Consider the following 19,216-nt stretch of genomic DNA (forward strand, 5'->3'; position numbering starts at 1 on the left):
TAGCTTCTTGAGTTGGGGTTATGCTTTGGGTGCTGCAAATGAAAAAAGGAGTGCGCTTCAATAGAAATAGCTTTGTGCGCCATTGTTGCCGGTGAACTGCCAGGCGATCTTCGACTTGTTATGGGTTTCAACGTGCCCATCAGCGTAGCCGCAATTGATGGAGGACAGGCCGGAGCTGGTGAAATGGGCTTCGTTTTTGGGAATGCTGCTGACATTGGTTGTCCCGTTACCCTCCGCCAAATCAGAGATGATGGGCTGGAAAGCAGCCCCTTTGTCGGTGGTTTTTAGCGGCCAGGCCTCAACACCAGCAGGGGCCGATTGACCCGTACCCGTCGGCACCGGAAAGTAGGTTCCGCTACTCAACGTCGTTGTGCGCGGCACCCACCAATCATGAAAGAGTTTGGCATAACCACCGTTTACCGAACGCCCGGTGGGAGATGTAAAATACTGGTTCAGATCATCAACCGAACTGATGCTTTTATGACTTGGTGTGCCATTCAAATAAAACCATTGGTTTGCAGCATCCAATTCGGACTGCCTAACCGGACAAAAAAACATCGGCACGGAGAAATTATAGGCTTTCAAATTTGATAGAAAATTGGTGGCCACATCCGTCGGATTCCCGCCGGAGGAGGTTGTAGGAAAAGACGGCATTTGGCCTTGGGAGTCATCCGAGGCGTAAATGCTGGCCATCAGGCACCACTGCTTGTGATTCGAGGTGCAGTTGATGACCTTGGCCTTAAATTTGGCGGCGGAGAGCGCCGGGAGCAGCAGCCCCGCCAGAATGGCGATGATGGCGATAACGACAAGCAGTTCAATTAAGGTAAATCCTTTGAACTTTTTCATTGACGGTATTACAGGAATGGTTCGCTGGCTGTTGGCTATTGGCGCGCAAACAGCGTAGTTGTTGCTGAATAAGTTCATTTGGGTCTGGGCTATTGATGGAAACATTACAGCGGTTTTGAAAACGCTGCTATACGACATGTGTCCGATAACCGGGAATCCAAAGGGTCTGATTAAAAGTAGGTGAAGGAAATTTACTAAATTGAATGAAATACTGTAATTCTTCAGAATCGCCCATTTTAAATCACATCCGAATCCAAACCACAACAGAGAATGTGCTGGTTCAGCCCGTTTTTCTGAATTAGGATCCCGCAGTTGTGTTCCCAATTCATCAACGCCAGCGTGGGTTTGGGTTTTTCTTTAGGTGCATCTGCCTGCTGGCCACGTTATTAGCCGCCTCGACCCATGCCGCCAATGGCCCGGCGTTCATCACCATAACCAATCTCCAGGAACTATGCCGGGCGGTGGAAACCAGGCAACGCGTCGAGTGTGACGTGGATCTCACGGTCACCGTCTGCGCGGCCGATGCGGCGGCGTGCGCCCTGGTCTTGCAAGACGATTCGGGCCGGGCCGTTTGCGAACTGGATGCCCCTGGCCGCGTGATTTTTCCAGGTGAACGCCTCCGGATTTCGGCCACGCGCTGCGAATTGATCCGTCGGCAGTGGTCGGTGGCCATCGCTGCTGCGCCGGTCGTGAACATCGGCGGCATTCATCCCGTCGAAGAAAAATCCGGCCGCATTCATCTGGAAGCCGGACTGCAACCCATCCGGCTTTTTTATTTCAACGCGAAGAATCCCGCCAATCTGGCCGTGCGCTGGTCCGGACCGAAAATGCTGCCGCAGCCGGTTCCGGCCGGGGCGCTGTTTCGGGCACCGGCCGGGGTGGCGGGCGGCACCAACCAGATCACGTCCGGGCTGGATTATTTTTGCTATGACGACACGCCCGCCACGTTGGACGACGTGCGCAACCAGATGCCAACCCTTGCCGGCACGGCCATAAATTTCGATATTGCCTTACGGGTGCCGGAGGAATATGTGGCCATGCAATTTCGCGGCTGGCTGGCCGTGCCACGCACGGGCGAATATGAATTCACCGTGCGCTCCGACGACGGCAGCGAACTCTACGTCGGCGGCTTCCATCCGAAAATCACCCTGCTCGCCTCCAACACCCCGCCTACGGCCAGTCGTGCGTGGTTGGATCAATCCCCGGCCGCGCCGCCCAATGCTGAGTGGGTCACGCTGGATGGCCGCATCAGTTTTGTCGGACAGGAAGCGGACGGGCTGGTACTCGGTTTGCAGTCCGGCAATCACGCGCTCCGCCTGTGGCTCGCAAACCCCGGAAACATTTCACCCTCGCTGCTGCTCAACGCCATTGTGCGCGCCACTGGCCTGCTCCGCCAGGTTGCCGGGCTCGATGGACAAAAGCAGTTTGGCATCATGTCCGTGGTCGGCGCGGCAAATTTCCAAGTCAGGGAAATCGCTGCCGAGCAGTGGGACAAATATCCTTTGACGTCCATTGCCAGCTTGTCCACCGCGCCACCGGGAAATTTCATCGCCCATCTGCACGGGCGAGTGAGTGGGCTACAACCCGATGGTAACTTCATCCTGGACGACGGTTTCGATACGATCCCCGTCCGTGCGGAGATGCCAAGCCTGACCAACGGACTTGACATCGAAGTTCTTGGCCAGTTTGAGCGCGACGGAGTGAAGACAGTAGCCCATCCTGCGTATTGTCGTCCCCTGGCCCGCCCACCCACCACGCTGCCCCTGCTCACTACTGCCGCACAGGTGCAACAGTTGAGCGTGAGCGAGGCTGCCCGCCAGTATCCCGTGCGGATGCGCGGCGTCGTCACCTGCCAGGTGGAATGGCTCGGGGCGGCGGTGCAGGACGACACTCGCGGCGTGTTTTTCAATTTTGATACCGCCTACCACGACGGGCTGGAGGTAGGTGACTTTGTGGAAATCAACGGTGTAACGGCGGCGGGCGATTTCGCACCAGTCATCGTGGCAAAAACACTGCTCGTGCAGGGACGCGGCCAGATGCCCGAACCGGCACGACCCAGCTGGAACCAGCTCATCAGTGGCAGCCTGGATTCACAATACGCCGAGGTGCGCGGCATCATCACCGCCGTGCAGACCAACACGGTCACCCTGCTGACCGACGGTGGAAAAATCAACGTGCAAGTACACAATACCAGCGAAGCAACGCTGCGCCGGCTGCAAAACACGCTGGTGCGCATCCGTGGCTGCCTGCTGGCAGAGTGGGACGCGCAAACCCGCCAGGTGCGCGTGGGTGAAATCAAGTTCCGCAACCCCGTCATCGAGGCGGAGCAGTTGCCCGTGGCGGAGCCGTTTGCCGCGCCCGTCAAAACCATTGCCGACCTTCTCCGGTTTGACCTGCACGCAAGCGGCTTCCAGCGCGTGAAAGTTTCCGGTCAGGTTGTTCATGCGGGCGATGACGAGTTCTTCCTCATGTCGGACGGACGGGGTCTCCGTTTCCGTCCGGCTGACCTAATCAATTTGTCGGTAGGCGACCTGGTAGATGTGGTGGGAATCCCGGATGTGAGCGGGCCGTCGCCAGTTTTGCATGAGGCCCTGGCCCGCAAAACTGGATCAGCCCCGCTGCCGATGGCGCGGCCCTGGCCGGATGCGGAATTTTCCAGAAACGGCCTGGATGCCGCCCGCGTAGTGGTGGACGCCCGGCTGATTGGCATTCATCACACCGACATGGCGTGGATGCTGGATCTGCAAACCGGCCTGCGCAGCTACCAGGCGTTGTTCAATACGCCGGAGGATCTGGCCCGGAAATTTCCGCTGGGCAGCCGGCTCCGGCTGACCGGAATCTATGCGGCTCCGACCAGGGGGCAAAAAAGCGATCTCTCGTCGTTTGTGCTGCTGTTGAATTCGGCTGCGGATATCCAATTACTGGAACGTCCGCCGTGGTGGAACCTGCGCCGCCTGCTGTTCATCGTCGTTGCGCTTCTCCTCGGATTGCTCGCGGCAGTCGGGTGGATCACGCAATTGCGCCACAAGGTGGAGCAGCGGACCCGGCTGCTGGAACGGGAGCATGTCCGGCGCGAAAAGGCGGAACGCGAACGGGCGTTGGAAATGGAGCGCTCCCGCATCGCGCGCGATCTGCATGATGATCTCGGCTCCAGCCTCACGGAAATTCGCGTTATGGCCAGCACAGGCCTCCGTTCGCGCGAGGCCGATGCCCGGGCTTTCCCCCTCTTCACCGCCATTGCCGGCAAGGCGCACAGCCTGGTTTCGGCACTGGACGTCATTGTATGGGCCGTGGATCCCGAGGCCAATTCATTGCAGTCGCTCGCGGATTATTTGAGCAGCTATGCGGCGGACTATCTGGGCACCGCCAACATCGCCTGCCGTTTCAAAATTCCCGTGTCACTGCCGGCCACGACGGTGAACGGTCGGATGCGGCACGATCTCTTTCTCGCGGTAAAGGAGACACTGCACAACATCGTGCAACATTCCCACGCCACGGAGGTGGAATTTCATCTCCGCACCGTGAAACAACTGCTGGAAATTGACATCGTGGACAACGGTCTCGGCTTTGATCTTGAGGCCGCCATCGAACAGGGCCACGGTTTGAAAAACATTCCCGAACGGCTCGCACGCATGGGCGGCAGCGCTCAACTGACCTCCCTCACCGGGCGGGGCACCACTGTCAGCATCCGCCTCCTGCTGCCGGCCGCCACGGAGTAGTGCAGGCGCCATCCTTGATTGCCATTGACGAGAAGTTTCAGTCCGGCGGAACACCCAAAAACAGCCACGGAGAAGCCGACATGCGGAGAAGGGGATTTTTTACCGAGTTCCGCGCGCGTGGGGTTGACTGGCTGCGGTGGATGCTGGAAACTCACCTGCAGTTGAAGAAATGAATGAACGGATTGAATGAAACAAGTCAGTTTCTCATACGGCATGGGCTGCCCCTCCTGTTTGCGGCGATCTTGGTGGAGCAGATGGGGTTGCCAATCCCGGCCCTGCCATTGCTGCTGGCGGCGGGAGCCCTTTCGGCCACCGGGAAATTCAGCCTGTCCCTGGGGATCGTGGTCACGGTCATCGCCTGCCTGATCGCGGATGCTTTTTGGTTTTACCTCGGCCGGTATCGAGGCAACCAGGTTTTGGGCTTTCTTTGCCGCATTTCGCTGGAGCCGGATTCGTGCGTTCGGCGAACGCAAAACGTATTCACGCGCTATGGACTGCGCGGGGTGGTGGTGGCGAAATTTGTGCCGGGCATGAGCACCGTGGCGCCGCCACTGGCCGGCATGGCAGGAGTTGGTATCGGCCGGTTTCTCCTCTTTGACGGCTTCGGCTCGTTGCTTTACGGAGGTTTATATCTTTGTCTTGGCCATTTTTTCAGCAGCCAGATGGAGCAAATCGCCGCAGCCATTGTTCACATCGGCGGGAGTGCCTTGGGGCTGATGGCTGCGTTGGCGGCAGCCTTCATTTCCTATAAATATTGGCAGCGGCGGAGCTTGCTGCGCGAGTTGCGCACGGCGCGGATCTCGGTGGCGGAATTGCGCCAAAGCCTGGATGCCGGGGAGAACCCGGTCATTCTCGATTTGCGCTCCAAGGCGGAACTGGAACAGAATCCGTCCGTCATTCGCGGAGCCATCCACCTCGTCCTGGACGAGATCGAGAGGCGGCGGCACGAATTTCCACACGACCGGGACATCGTCGTTTATTGCTCCTGCCCCAATGAAGTTAGCAGCGCCCGCGTGGCGCAGTTGCTCCAGCGCAAGGGTTTCGCGCGCGTGCGGCCCCTGCTGGGGGGAATTGATGCCTGGCGGGAAGGCGACCACCCAATGGAAATGCGGACTGGGAACGCAACAGCAAATGTCTCATAAAGGTTCCATGTATCCCGACGCGAGCCAGCTCTCTTGCGAAGAAGCACTTCGGCTTTATACTCAGGGCAGCAGTTGGTTTTCGAGCGAGAGCGCGCAACCAATACGCCGACTTCTTCGGGTCGGGTTGCGACTGTTTCGCCTTTTGATGAGTGTTTCAAGCATGCTTATGAACCCGCCTAAAGAATCTCTTGCCGATTGAACAAGCGATGCGGCAGATTCTTACTCAACACGACGTTCTCGTCGCGAATCGCACAAAACACAAATCACCGTGAAAATGGACTCAAACGAAAAAGATTCTGCACCTGCGTTAAGGATACAATTCCATCTCACCGATGGCTCGCTTCAATCATTTGCCCAGACCGACAAAGCGGCGGCCGAAAAGCTATGGGAGAGCATCGACCCGACCAGGCTCTTTACCAAGCCGCGCATCGTTATCGGCAGCGGGAATTCCAAAACTGTCTTTGTTTCGGCGGAGGTGATCCGGGTTGATTTCATTCAAACTTTCTCCCAGTGCTGGGGGTTTCCGGCGGGTTATACGGACATTGTTGAGCTGTCTGAAGAGGAATTTCATAAATATGCGCACCTGGATCAACCTGCGCTGATGGCCAAACGGGAGGAACCGAGGCCAGTTGGCGACTTGCTGGTTTCATTCGTTAATCTGCGGATGAAAGGCGGCTCTCCGGTGTTTGTGATGGTTGAAATCCCGATCAAGTTACCGGCCGAAAGCCAGTCGTTCATGCAGTTCATGTTGTCCAAAACTGCTTTCCACATGCGATTGCGCGGTGGAGGGACCGGGGTTGTAAATCTTGCAAATCTGGCTGCGTATGCTGTCTACCCTGGCGTCGCGCAAATACCCGCTGACGCCTGGCCTGCCGAGCCTGAGGTCAACTCATTGACCTGAAATATGGCCGCTCAATCGTGAAAGACAATCCTCTGACATAATGTTCGTCCACAGTTGATTCTTCAGAATCGAACAATGTCTCGCGACCTTATTGCTCACACTCTCGGATGCGGGATGCCGGTTACTAATTCAAACTGGGCCATATGACGATAAACCTGATGATTATTCACTTCGTGGTTGCTCTTCCTTCGGCACAGCATTACATAACCCACGAGTGAAGTTGTAAACTTCTTCGATAAGGCCAGCGATGCCTCAAACCAAATAAACTTGCGATAGGCAATTATGATGAAACCAGTGATTTGGACAGTGGACGACGATCCGGGCGTGCTGCGGGCCGTGGAACGGGATCTGCGCCGGCAATACGGAGATCGTTACCGAGTCATCTCCGCAGATTCAGGCGCAGCAGCTCTTGAAGGAGTCAAACAGCTGAAACTCCGCAATGAGCCCGTGGCTCTCTTCCTTGTAGACCAAAGAATGCCGCGCATGTCTGGCGTGGAGTTCCTGGAAAAGGCAATTGAACTTTATCCGGAAGCAAAGCGGGCGCTGTTGACTGCCTACGCGGACACCGATGCGGCTATTCGCGCCATCAATAGTGTTCATATCGATCACTACCTGATGAAACCCTGGGATCCGCCGGAGGAACGGCTTTACGGAGTGGTCGATGACATGCTCGATGATTGGCAGGCTTCCTATCATCCCACCTTTCAGGGCGTGCGGGTCATTGGAAATCAGTGGTCACCGCATTCGGTCGAGGTGCGTGATTTTCTGGGACGCAATTTTGTGCCCCACCAATGGCTCAATATTGAGAAGGACGAGGCGGCGAAGCAACTGCTTAGCACTACTGGCGCCGACGCCACCTCCCTGCCGATCGTGGTTTTTCCTGATGGCTCCTTCATGAACAACCCGCCTACGGCGGAGGTTGCTCGCAAGCTGGGATTGAAAACCAAGGCAGAGTTTCCATTTTACGATTTGGTGGTGGTTGGCGCCGGACCGGCTGGCCTGGCTGCTGCCGTCTATGGTGCTGCCGATGGTTTGCACACGCTTCTCATCGAACGGGAAGCCCCCGGCGGACAGGCGGGCCGAAGTTCCCGCATCGAGAATTATCTCGGCTTTCCGATGGGGCTCAGTGGTAACGATCTGGCCCGGCGGGCAGTGGCTCAAGCCCGGCGGTTTGGTGCGGAAATCCTCGCGCCACAGGAAGTCAAGGGCGTCAGGGTCGAAGGTCCCGCCCGTGTGCTGACGCTCGCGGATGGCTCGGAGATCGGTTGCCGGGCACTGCTCATTGCCACGGGGATTGCTTTCAGAAAACTGGACGTGCCCGGATTGGACCGGCTCAGCGGCTCCGGCGTTTATTATTATGCGCCGATGTCCGACGCGTTTTCCTATCGGGAAGGTGATATTTACATCGTCGGCGGTGCAAATTCCGCCGGCCAGGCCGCCCTGTATTTTTCCAAGCTCGCCCGCAAGGTCACGATGCTGGTGCGCGGTAACGGGTTGTCGGATTCAATGTCGCAGTACCTGGAAAACCAGATCGTTGCGACGAAGAATATCGAGGTGAAATTAAACTCCAGTGTCCTCGCTGTGGCAGGCATTGACCACTGTGAAACCATTACAATTCAGAACAACAAAACGTGTGCGACGGAAACTGTCTCCGCCAGCGCGCTATTGATTTACGCCGGCGCTGTCCCACGGACGGACTGGCTCGCCGACATCGTTGAACGGGACGCGCAAGGCTACCTGATTTCCGGGCAGCACCTCATGCTCGAAGGCCGACGCCCGCCTGGCTGGACTGCGGAGCGCGACCCGTTTTATCTCGAAACCAGCGTTCCGGGGATCTTCGTTGCCGGTGATGTCCGTCATCGCTCCGCCAAAGGCGTCACCTCGGGAGTGGGGGAAGGTGCCATGGCGGTGAAGCTCGTTCACCAATACCTCGGCCTGCTATGACCATGAGCCCAATTGAACTCCAACAGGTCCGTTCCACGCCTCTGTTTGCCGGGCTGACCGATGCGCAACTGGGTTGCCTGGAACCGGGTGAAGTAATTGAAGCGCCAGCCGGCGCGGTACTGGGTGCCGAAGGGGAACGGACCGGGTTCTTTTATGTGCTGCTCGAAGGGGAAGTTCGTATCACGCGCACCTACGATCGCCAGTCAATTCTCATGGGCGTTACCAAGCCGGGAAACTACCTGGGCGAAGTCATGCTCCTGCTGGACATTCCCTGGGTATCCGTCGCCCGCGTGTCAAAGCCCGCCCGGTTGTTCCGACTGGATGAAGAGAGTTTTTGGCGGATGTTGACCACCTGCCAATCCGTGGCCCGGGAGATTTTTCGTTCCGCCTCAAACCGGATGCGGAACATGGAAGGCTACTCGCAGCAACGGGAAAAACTCGTTTCCCTGGGCACCATGGCGGCAGGATTGGCCCACGAATTGAACAACCCGGCGTCGGCGGCACGGCGAGCCGCCGCCCACCTGCAGGAAACCTCGGACAAAGTCCAATCGCTTCTCTGCCAACTCGGTCACGTGCTTGAGACTGAGCATTGGCAACATCTTTTAAATGCCGCACAAGAGGCTTCCGAACGAAAGGCTCCCGTGCTCGACTCGCTCGCGCGCAGTGACCATGCGGAATCCATCGCCAACTGGCTGGATGCTCATGGCGTGCCTGGCGCCTGGGACATCGCCCCTACCTTCGTCAATGCCGGATTGGACTCGGCCTGGCTGGCTGAATTGACTGACAAACTTCCGCCGGTGAGCCATGTGGATGCTTTTTGTTGGCTGGAGGCTCGCCTTAATCTGAAGTCGCTGGTTAATCAAGTGGATCAAAGCACGGGGCGCATTGCGGAATTGGTCAAGGCCGTCAAATCCTATTCTTACATGGACCGCTCTCCGATGCAGGAAGTGGATATCCACGAGGGAATTGAGAGCACCTTGACGATACTGGGCCACAAACTGAAGAATGTGACACTGGTCCGGGCATTTGATGGCTCCGTGCCGCGCATCATGGCTTACGGCAGCGAACTCAATCAGGTGTGGACCAACCTTATTGATAACGCCATCGACGCGGTAAATGGCACTGGTAAAATCTGCGTCGGCACCAGCCTGGAACATGACCAGCTGGTGGTTGAAATCGTGGACAACGGGGCTGGCATTCCTGCGGATGTCCAGTCGCGCATGTTCGAGCCTTTTTTTACCACGAAATCAGTTGGCACCGGCACTGGTCTTGGCCTGATCATCAGCAACCGGATTATCGGCGACCGTCACGGCGGTGAAATCGAATTCGAATCCCGTCCTGGCGAAACTCGTTTCAAAGTCCGACTTCCCATCCACCACGAACAAGCCGCCACTCCTCCCACTTAAGCCGATGAGGTTTCACCGGGCATTCGCTTTGATCACTGGTGGTTGAGTGCATTGTCCGGAGAATGTGTGGCTCACGGAATAGGCTCGGAATGCAGTGATCAATTCAAAACTCGTTTTATACACAATGAGTTCTGCGGGTAAACCTTGACTTCGTCGGTATGCTTTAGCTCGCACGAAGTTTTAAAACCAGCTTCTGCCAATTGAGGCATGACATTTAATCCTGCGATCTGGTAAGATTAGATAAAGATGTACCATGAGTTACGGTTCGTGCATGATACAGACACAGCGGCAGACATCTGCGTAGCATTTTCGCCAAGCTGAATGTGTCACCAGTTGGAGAAGCCAGCTTTGGCGGGTTAAAAAGTAAGCCTGGTACTCCCGCCCGGAATTGAACCGGGATCAACGGTTTAGGAAACCGCTGCTCTATCCATTTGAGCTACGGGAGCAAACTCGTTCCCAATTATAATAACCTTGATTCAAAAAGCGAGTACTTAGGTGTTTCATGGCCGGTTCGGGGGCGGAATGCGGGGCATGGTTGTAAGTCCTGAAAGCAAAGTGGCTTGGCTCGAATTCGTTCTGGCGGCGCAGGAGCCCGAATCTACGCACGAGGCAGGCATTCCGGAGGATTTAAGATTGACGGGCTCACCAGCGTGGAGTTTTATTAATGGAGGTTTCACCCGCGTTTCTTATATGAAAACGACCGTTGCAGCATTCATTTTGTTCGTATCCACCTTGGGAGTCATGGGGCAATCAGGCGTCTCTGAGCCTCCCTTTACCTTGCTGTCCACCAATCCGATGGTGTTCAGCCGAATTGTTTCCACCAACAACACGGTGCTCATGACCAATGCCGAGTTTAGAAGTGCGTTTGGCAGGAAGATTATTTTCAAGAGCGATCTGCAATTGGAGTCCTTCGATTTCGCGAAACTGCATCCCGCAATCCTGGAGGCATTAAAACTTACTCCGGATAATATCAAGGCCGAGCAGGCCAAGCTGGATGAAAAGAACCGCGCGTGGAATGCTCAAAGCGCAGACGAAGCCCAAAAAGCCGCCGGTGCTCAGGCTCAATATGTTCAGCAGACCCAGGACGCCCAAGCCAAGGCCGCAGCCTTGGCCAAGGAACAGGCGGATAAGGCCCCGGCGGACCAGGCTGCCTCCAAGGGTAAACGATCGCGCCGCAAACCTTAAGTGACTTCGGTTCAGGGTTAAATCTTCGTGGTTGGAACCATGCCTGGCGCCAGGCATTTAATTGGCAGTTTAAAAGTAGTCCCGATCAATCATGATCAGTACCCGCCACCACTTGCGCGTGGTTCAGTGCCGTTACCAGGGCGATACCCCCGATGATGTTTCCGATCAACGTTGGCAGCATGAATTGGATCAGGTATTGACCGAAGGTGCGATCGTGAAGGGCCACCAGATAGAAGGTGTCCACTGAACCGGCGATGATGTGGCTAAAGGAACCCAGCGCAATGACGTAGGTCATAATGATAATGACCGTAACCCGTCCGGTTTCTGCATACGGCAACAACCAGACGAGCAATGCAATCAACCAGCCCGCGAATACTGCCTTCAGCATTGTCCCGCCGAAACTGTCGCCCATGGCTTGGCGACCAATTTTAAGAAACGTATCCCTCGAAGAGTCCTCGATAATGGACGAATGCCCCAGCACCCATGCGAACAGCATCGTTCCCACCCAGTTGGCGAGGAACACAGCAATCCAAAGCCGGGCAATTTGTGACAACGTGCGGATATTCGGATGCCTCAAAAACGGCAACACTGGCGTGAGGGTATTTTCAGTGAAGAGTTGTTGCCGGCCGAGGATGACAATCAAGAAACCAACGGAATATCCCAACTTGGCAACGAGCGGCGCCCATTTGGTTGCCGGCAAATGCGCCTCGAGAAATCCTTGAGTGAGAAAGGAAAACCCCATCGATAACCCGGCAGCCAGTCCGGAGAACGCCAGAGCCGAGGCGGGCCGGCTCAGTTCCTGTTCCCCTTCTTTCAGGATGGCCTCATATACGACGTGCGCGCCGATGGCGGTCCGATGTTGCACCTCCTCCTCTTCGCGCAACTGTTCCTTCTCCGCAGGATTCGCCTCCTGCTCCTGGCGACGGTCGAGATTCCCTTTGGCTGATGACCGCTCCTTCATTTGGAAATGCCGGATGGAACTTTGCTCCCTGATTCCTTGGGCAACAATCCCAACCTAAGTTGTTCGTTCTTCCAAACCAACAGGGGTATTCACCCAAAACCCGCTTTTTTAAAATCGATACGATCCGGCCTTGTCCCTGAAAAATCGCACTTGTGCTTTCCCGTCTTAAAGCGGAGTGTGCAAGTCAAGACCTGGCTGAGCCATCAGCGACGATTACAATCCATTGTCAGCCTATGAAATCTGCCTGCCTGCTGCTACTTGCGACCGTGCTCGTTTGGAGCGGTTGCACCTCAACGCGCCAGGAATACTCGGCGCGTCCAAGCTACATTACCCAGACCCATGAAACCCAAAGTGCCGTCACGCCACCGCAAGCTTTGGAAATGCTAAAGCAAGGCAACGAGCGCTTTGCCTCCGGCCATTCACTGCATCGCAATCTCCGCGAACAGGTAAAGAGAACCAGCGCGCATCAATATCCGTACGCGGCCGTCGTGAGTTGTATTGATTCGCGCGCTCCTGCCGAACTTATTTTTGATCAGGGCATTGGTGATATCTTCAATGCGCGAATTGCTGGCAACATCATCAATGACGACATTCTTGGCAGCCTGGAATACTCGACCAAGGTTGCCGGGGCCAAATTGATTCTAGTGGTGGGGCATACGGGTTGCGGCGCAGTTGGGGCAGCTTGTGACGGCACGAAAATGGGGCATATCACCGAACTCCTGGCACACATTCAACCGGCCGTGGAAGCCGTGAAAACTCCGCCGGGTGAGGATAGATCCTCGAAGAATCAGTCGTTCGTTGATAAAGTGGCTGAGGACAATGTGGTGGTGAGCATGGAAACCATTCGCTCGCGGAGCAGCATACTCAACGATCTTATCAACCGCGGAGACGTTGCTCTCGTCGGCGCCATGTATGATGTGAAGACCGGCCGGGTGCGGTTTCTGGTGAGTCCGTCCGCAGCGCGTTAACTTCACGAAACTTGACAACCGTGCGAGAAATCGCCACTTTAGAGCCAGAAATGCGTAACATCACTGTCCAACCGATTATGATCATGGCGATCATTATTGGCTCCTTCTCGGGGCAGGGATAGTCGCGCATCGATCAAAAGCGAATTTCAAATCCAGCCCTGAGTGAAAACTCAGGGCTTTTTTGTTGTTCCAAAGCCCCCATGAAAACCCAAACAACTGAAAAGCTCTCGCTCCACGACATCACTGCGGCCCATCAACGTCTGCAGGGTGCCATTATCCAGACGCCCTGCACGGAGTCGATTGCCCTGTCGGAATTGACCGGCAGCCAGGTGTATTGCAAACGGGAATATCTGCAGCGCACCGGCAGTTTCAAGGAGAGGGGCGCGTGCAATGCGCTCAGCTTGCTTTCCTCATACGAGGCGGAGCGGGGAGTCGTGGCGGCATCCGCCGGGAATCATGCATTAGGATTGGCCTGGCATGGCCGGCGTTTGGGAATACCCGTGACCGTCGTTATGCCGAAGTTTGCGCCACTCGTGAAGGTGAGTCGATGCCAACGATTCGGGGCGAAGGTTATTCTCCACGGCAATTCTTTTGAGGAAGCACGCGCGCATGCCAGCGAATTGGCGACTGAACAGCAACTCACCTATGTGCATCCATTTGACGATTTAAATGTCATCGCTGGCCAGGGTACGGTGGCCTTGGAAATACTGGAACAAGTTCCCGATCTGGAAGCAGTGGTGGTCCCAGTGGGTGGCGGTGGCTTGCTTGCGGGTGTGGCAACGGTGCTGCGAGCCTTAAGACCTGAGGTCACGATCATCGGCGTGGAGCCGGGCAATGCGCCGAAGTTCTCCGAAGCCTTGAACGCGGGCAAGCCGGTGCACATTCCCGCACGTTTTACGTTGGCAGATGGATTGGCTGTCGCGGAAGTAGGACGCCATACATACGGGATCGCTGCTTCCCTGGTGGATCGTGTCGTCACTGTTCGTGAAGAGGAACTGGCGCTGGCAATACTGCGGATCGCTGAAGCTGAAAAGGCCATCGTGGAAGGCGCGGGCGCCGCTCCGTTGGCCGCATTGCTAGGCGGCGAGTTGCCGGAGTTGGTGGGAAAGAAAGTGGTGTTGCTCCTCTCCGGGGGCAATATCGATCCTCTGACGCATAGCCGGGTCATCGAGAAAGGACTGGCTGCCGATGGCCGTATCTATCGTTTCGACGCACTCATCAGTGATCGACCGGGCGGTCTGGCACAACTCTCCACTCTCCTTGCTTCCACCGGTGCGAACGTCACCGAAGTATTGCATGACCGCACGTTCGCCGGTCCTGATTTATCCACTGTGCATGTGCTGTGTACCGTGGAGACGCGTGATCGTTCGCATATCTCGGAGATCAATCGCCTATTGCAGCACGAGGGGGTAAAGCTCACTCCCGCGCGTCCGGCAGCATGAGCTATGGTTTTAACTTATGAGCAATAGTGGCGACGTGCTGGCCCTGAAAGCGCGCCATGGAAAGTTCCTTGGCGCTCGGCATGCGTGAACCGTCGGAGCCGGCAATTGTGGCTGCTCCCCAGGGAGAGCCGCCTTTGAGCTCGCTGATATCGGCCAACTCCGGGCACGAATAAGGCAGTCCGACATAAATCATGCCTTGATGGATCAGAGTTGGAACAAAGGTCATGATGGTTGATTCATTGCCGCCCCCGGTGCCAGTGCTGGTGAACACGCTGGCCACCTTGCCAATCAAGGCTCCGCTCACCCACAGGCTGCCGGTCTGATCGAAAAAATTGCGCATCTGCGCCGCCATGTTGCCGAAGCGGGTCGGTGTTCCAAAGATAAAGGCATCGTACTGGTCAAGCTCCTTGGGTGAAGCAATCGGGGCGGCCTGGTCCAGCTTTGCTCCCGCCTTCTTCGCGGCTTCGTCGGACATGATTTCCGGCACCCGTTTAAGCGTCACCTCCACACCTTCGACCTGCCGCGCTCCTTCAACAACAGCGTTCGCCATGGTCTCGATGTGCCCGTACATCGAATAATAAAGCACCAATAGTTTCGTCATAGACTTCCCTTCCGATGATTGTGAACTGATTTAAAATCTCACGAAGCTCATGCGAGCAACCGAGTTGCGCAAACATGGATGCACAACGTTGATTCGTCAATCAGCTGGATAAGGAGGTGGGGCCCTACATGACTATGGTCCGTTCAATCGGAAGAACTGGCTGCCCGAGGAAGCATCCACGCTAACCGAATTTTGGTCGGCAGTCACAGTTGGCGCGTTGGCCGATGCCGACCATGGGCCGTTGAGGCTGGCGGCACCCTCCAAATGCAGACCCACAGCATTGGTCGGCCAGGAAAGGGTGAGTTGGTTGCCGGATGAACTTGCGCTCAACATTGGGCCGTTGATCTTCGCGAGAAAATAGCCGCTGCTATACGTCGAGACCGGCAAAGTTACTTCTCCGAAAGTAAATGAGGTTGTGTAACCACCCAGCATATAATTCCCAGCCACAAAGATGTTTCCCAGATTATCCACCACCAACCCCGAACCGTAATTCTCCAGGGACGTCGAGGCCATTGTTCTGGCCCACAGAATGTTTCCATCCGGGGCATATTTTGCAACCAGTGTTGAGTCGTCCACATTGGGAAAATAAGCCCCCTGGTTGGTAACAGCCATAATGCCAAAAGTTGTGACCGATGATCTGGAATACCCAAAAATGTAAGGATTTCCCGAACCATCAATGGAAATATTGCTGATAGACTCATCAGCGGTGCCCGTGACGAAGGAAGACCAGGAAAGATTTCCTGCGGGATCATATTTCGTTAGAAAGGAATCTCCCACCGGGAAACCTTGGTTCGTATGCACGATGCCGGCCAGGCTTACTGTGGATCTGCAAAAATACCCTGCATCGTAAATATTATCCTGAGCGTCAATCGCCAGAGCAGTGTTACAAGCGTAGATTCCAGTAAAGGTTTGCCGCGCCCAAATTAAATTGCCCATCTCATCGTAGTTCGCAATGAAGCTGGCTTGGGAGGTGGCAACATCAGAATTCGTCAACGTCATGCCGCCCAAATCAACCGCTCCTTGAAAGGAGCCCGCTAAAACAATATGGCCCTGATGGTTCACTTTGATAATCGGGAAAGCAGTGCCTAGGATGTTAATCGGGTAAGCATAGCTTTGGTCGCTCACACTGCGGGCCCAGATCAGGTCTCCTGAGGCGTTATACTTGGCGAGGAAACTGGCAGGCTGGTTTGAATTCGAACCGGAGAAGTTTAAAATATTGGTTCCGAAGGCGACGCTTGGGGAATTAAAAGTCCCGGCAACGAAGACGTTTCCTTGTGGATCCACATCAAGTCCTGTTCCCACTTCATAACCACTCCCTCCTGCCTGACGAACCCAAAGCGCGTTGCCTTGTGAATCATATTTGGCGATAAAGAAGTCTTCGCCCCCCACGGTGCTTATCTGGTTGGTGCCCACGAGGCAGTTAGTGCTCGAAGTATATCCGGTTAAATAAACATTCTCTGCGTTATCAACCGACATCTTGATCACCTCATCTGCTCCGTTGCCCCCAATTTGCCGCACCCAGTCCAGCTCTCCTGCCGGGCTAAATTTGGCTACAAAGGTATCAAATAGTTGACTGTAGGGGTTAGTCGCATCGTAAACACTCCGATTGGTCAAGGTTTGGTTCCCGATGGTGAGAGCAGGAGCATTCCAGGAGGAACTCCAATATCCACATACGTAAAAATTTCCGGCCTTGTCCATTCCGAATAAGCAAGCAGAGGACGAAAAGCTTCCGAATTTCTCGGCCCACGCCACTTTGTAGGATGGATCCACAGGGGATGCCGAGAGTGTAAGGACAGAAGATACGCATGCCACAGCAGCAGCAATAAATTTCATAATTGTTTTTTTCATATCATTAAGAGAAGGGATGCTTTTGGTTCTCAGGGCGCGTTGACCTTGTAGGGCTGTGCCTGTGCCGTTGAGCAAAAGAAGACACCTGCCGCTGTCCCAATTATAGTCAGCAGCAGAGCAGTGACTCTGCTGTTTGGCGCGAAACCGCCTTTATTTTCTGGAAATCCTGGGTTTTTCATTTTCCCTGGCTGAAAAGGAGCAAATTGTAGGCCACAATTGTCGTCGCACCAGTGGGTTGTCGTTTGGCGTGGATGATGGCATGCTGGGCCACGGACATGAGCACGGTTGTTAAAATTTGTGGGATTACGAATATCGAAGATGGCATGGCGGCTGCCGAGGCAGGAGCCAATGCCATTGGGCTCATGTTCTATGAACAAAGTCCGCGCAATGTGTCGCTGCAAACTGCAGCGAAGATTGCGAATCAACTTCCACCCTATGTCATCAAGGTAGGCGTGTTCGTGAATCCAACGGAGGAATTGGTGTCGCGTGCCGTGACTGATTGTGGGTTGAATGTGCTGCAGTTTCACGGCGAGGAGACGCCGGAGTTTTGCCAGCTTTTTCCCGTGATGAGCATCAAGGCTTTTCGCATCAAGGATGCAGAATCATTAAATGCATTGACGGATTATCCCACGGACGCCTGGTTGCTCGATGCGTATGTGGCTGGTCAACTGGGTGGCACAGGCGCGAAGTTTAATTGGGATTTAGCCGTCGCGGCGAAGAATCGTGGTCGTCCAATATTTTTGGCAGGCGGATTGACGCCGGAGAATGTTGCCGATGCAATTCGCCAGGTGCAGCCTTATGCCGTGGATGTGTCCAGCGGCGTGGAATCGGCCCCAGGAAAGAAGGACCATGCAAAGGTGAGGGCCTTTATCCAGGCAGCAAAAAGCGCTTCGTAAAGTCGAAGCGCCTTGTGAGTTAGTCATGCTGAAGCATCATTGTGATTTATTTCAGCCGCCGTTGTACGCAATCTAAGGTCCTGAAAGGCGAAAGAACTGACTGCTGCCGGAAGCACTCACAGTCACGGTATTTTGAGTTCCGATCACAGTGGGTTCGTTAGGCATGGCGGACCATGCGTTGGCATTCAGGTCGCCTGTGCTCTCTAAATGCAAGCCAACCGCATTGGTTGGCCAGGCAACTAACATTTGGCTATTTGCAGAGCACAAACTGAGCTCGGGACCATTTATGCGTGAGATGAAGAACCAAGGCTTATTCGGGGAGTTTAATGTAAGCGCATCAAAGATTCCTTGCCCATCAAAGGAACCAAGCAAATAGACGTTGTCATATGCATCCACAGAAATTCCGCTAAACTCGCCAGTGTACGCACCCAATGCCTGCTTTGCCCAAAGAGCATTTCCACTGGAGTCAAACTTTGCAGCAAAAATGCTTAAATTATGGGCATTTGTTTGTAAATTATATGCATTTGTATTGGTCAAAGTGATGGAGCCGAGACTAACGTTTGTGCTGGAAGACTGACCGCTAATGAAAACATTGCCTACGCAGTCCAAAGCCAAAGAGTTAAACTCATTAGCAGAGGCAAGCCCATCTGGACCACTACCTCCCAGCCTGATCGCCCATAAAGCCGCCCCTGCAGAATTGTACTTCGCCAAAAAGCCATTACTGAAAACGCTTAGAGCTGGAAGCGTTACTGAACCAAAGGTGGCAAAGGAATGGTTATAGTCTCCACATACATAACAATTGCCGTCCGTGTCTACAGCAAGCGAGGTCCCGTAGCAATCCGCCAATGACCCACTCCCACCGCCCTGGCTTGCCCAAAGCCAGTTCCCAGCGTTGTCAAACTTAGCCACAAACATATTCACGTAAGTGCCTAATAAGCTGGAATTCGTCACGGAAAGACTCCCGAACGTTGCTACTCTTCCACTAAAACCTCCCGTCAGAAAACCGTTACCAGCTTCATCTACGGCAATGGCATGAGTTGTTCCTGATACAAGTTGTATCCACTGAATGTTTCCGTTCGGATCGTATTTTGCCAAAAAAGAAGTTCCGTTCGAGGAATTTGTACTCACCAAGCTTATACCGCTAAAATTCGCAGTTGCGTAAAATCTTCCAGTTAAATAGAGATTATTAAATGAATCCAGCGCCATCGCTGCCAAGTAGACGGAGTTTGTACTGAGCATTTGAGCTCGTAGAACATTTCCAGCAGAATCGTACTTGGCGACAAACGGCGTCAGCTTCAGGGCGGCAGGGTTTGGATTGATTAATGTAAAGGCGCCCAAGGTACACGTGTTGTTGAAG

13 protein-coding genes, 1 tRNA gene and 1 pseudogene are annotated in these 19,216 nt (G+C 54.8%); 9 read left to right on the plus strand and 6 right to left on the minus strand.

Going from position 1 to position 19,216, the window contains the following annotated elements:
- Window positions 1-57: 57 nt before the first annotated feature.
- Entirely contained in the window at window positions 58-924 is an 867-nt protein-coding gene (locus tag CFLAV_RS36500; RefSeq protein ID WP_083808893.1) for a prepilin-type N-terminal cleavage/methylation domain-containing protein, read from the minus strand.
- A 236-nt stretch (window positions 925-1,160) separates the two neighbouring features.
- On the opposite strand from CFLAV_RS36500, the gene CFLAV_RS12685 reads away from it, so the two are divergent.
- The 5 genes and pseudogenes from CFLAV_RS12685 to CFLAV_RS12705 all read left to right on the plus strand — a co-directional run bounded on the left by CFLAV_RS12685 (window position 1,161) and on the right by CFLAV_RS12705 (window position 9,958).
- On the plus strand, window positions 1,161-4,565 hold the full coding sequence (locus tag CFLAV_RS12685; protein WP_007415135.1) for an ATP-binding protein: 3,405 nt from the start codon (window positions 1,161-1,163) through the stop codon (window positions 4,563-4,565).
- Between the two features lie 254 nt (window positions 4,566-4,819).
- A pseudogene (locus CFLAV_RS12690) lies at window positions 4,820-5,641 on the plus strand (DedA family protein/thiosulfate sulfurtransferase GlpE); the annotation flags it as partial.
- Window positions 5,642-5,981: 340 nt separating this feature from the next.
- Complete coding sequence (locus CFLAV_RS12695) at window positions 5,982-6,608, plus strand: hypothetical protein (RefSeq protein WP_007415137.1); 627 nt, start codon at window positions 5,982-5,984, stop codon at window positions 6,606-6,608.
- A gap of 282 nt (window positions 6,609-6,890) precedes the next feature.
- Window positions 6,891-8,552, plus strand: a complete 1,662-nt coding sequence (locus CFLAV_RS12700; RefSeq protein ID WP_007415138.1) for a response regulator — start codon at window positions 6,891-6,893, stop codon at window positions 8,550-8,552.
- A 2-nt stretch (window positions 8,553-8,554) separates the two neighbouring features.
- The gene (locus tag CFLAV_RS12705) at window positions 8,555-9,958 is read left to right on the plus strand and encodes an ATP-binding protein (protein ID WP_150107393.1); all 1,404 of its coding nucleotides are present in this window, start codon (window positions 8,555-8,557) and stop codon (window positions 9,956-9,958) included.
- 370 nt (window positions 9,959-10,328) lie between these two features.
- Here the strand turns inward: CFLAV_RS12705 and CFLAV_RS12710 are convergent.
- A tRNA-Arg gene (locus tag CFLAV_RS12710) sits at window positions 10,329-10,404 on the minus strand.
- Window positions 10,405-10,513: 109 nt separating this feature from the next.
- Here CFLAV_RS12710 and CFLAV_RS12715 point away from each other — a divergent pair.
- Window positions 10,514-11,143 (plus strand): hypothetical protein, encoded by a 630-nt coding sequence (locus CFLAV_RS12715; protein ID WP_150107394.1) that lies wholly within the window; start codon window positions 10,514-10,516, stop codon window positions 11,141-11,143.
- A gap of 85 nt (window positions 11,144-11,228) precedes the next feature.
- On the opposite strand, the gene CFLAV_RS12720 is transcribed toward CFLAV_RS12715, so the two are convergent.
- Entirely contained in the window at window positions 11,229-12,104 is an 876-nt protein-coding gene (locus CFLAV_RS12720) for a formate/nitrite transporter family protein (protein WP_007415141.1), read from the minus strand.
- A gap of 233 nt (window positions 12,105-12,337) precedes the next feature.
- On the opposite strand from CFLAV_RS12720, the gene CFLAV_RS12725 reads away from it, so the two are divergent.
- The gene (locus CFLAV_RS12725; RefSeq protein WP_007415142.1) at window positions 12,338-13,072 is read left to right on the plus strand and encodes a carbonic anhydrase family protein; all 735 of its coding nucleotides are present in this window, start codon (window positions 12,338-12,340) and stop codon (window positions 13,070-13,072) included.
- Window positions 13,073-13,272: 200 nt separating this feature from the next.
- A complete protein-coding gene (ilvA, locus tag CFLAV_RS12730; protein WP_007415143.1) occupies window positions 13,273-14,514 on the plus strand; it encodes a threonine ammonia-lyase in 1,242 nt (413 codons plus the stop codon).
- 1 nt (window position 14,515) lies between these two features.
- Here the strand turns inward: ilvA and wrbA are convergent, their stop codons facing one another.
- A complete protein-coding gene (gene wrbA, locus CFLAV_RS12735; protein WP_007415144.1) occupies window positions 14,516-15,115 on the minus strand; it encodes an NAD(P)H:quinone oxidoreductase in 600 nt (199 codons plus the stop codon).
- A 132-nt stretch (window positions 15,116-15,247) separates the two neighbouring features.
- Complete coding sequence (locus CFLAV_RS12740; protein WP_007415145.1) at window positions 15,248-16,963, minus strand: SBBP repeat-containing protein; 1,716 nt, start codon at window positions 16,961-16,963, stop codon at window positions 15,248-15,250.
- Between the two features lie 275 nt (window positions 16,964-17,238).
- Here CFLAV_RS12740 and CFLAV_RS12745 point away from each other — a divergent pair, with 275 nt between their 5' ends.
- Complete coding sequence (locus CFLAV_RS12745) at window positions 17,239-17,859, plus strand: phosphoribosylanthranilate isomerase (RefSeq protein ID WP_040548395.1); 621 nt, start codon at window positions 17,239-17,241, stop codon at window positions 17,857-17,859.
- Between the two features lie 72 nt (window positions 17,860-17,931).
- Here the strand turns inward: CFLAV_RS12745 and CFLAV_RS12750 are convergent.
- On the minus strand, window positions 17,932-19,216 hold a 1,285-nt coding region (locus CFLAV_RS12750; protein WP_007415147.1), incomplete at its 5' end, for an SBBP repeat-containing protein.

The organism is Pedosphaera parvula Ellin514 (genome assembly GCF_000172555.1).
In the GTDB taxonomy this organism is placed as follows: Bacteria; Verrucomicrobiota; Verrucomicrobiia; order Limisphaerales; family Pedosphaeraceae; genus Pedosphaera.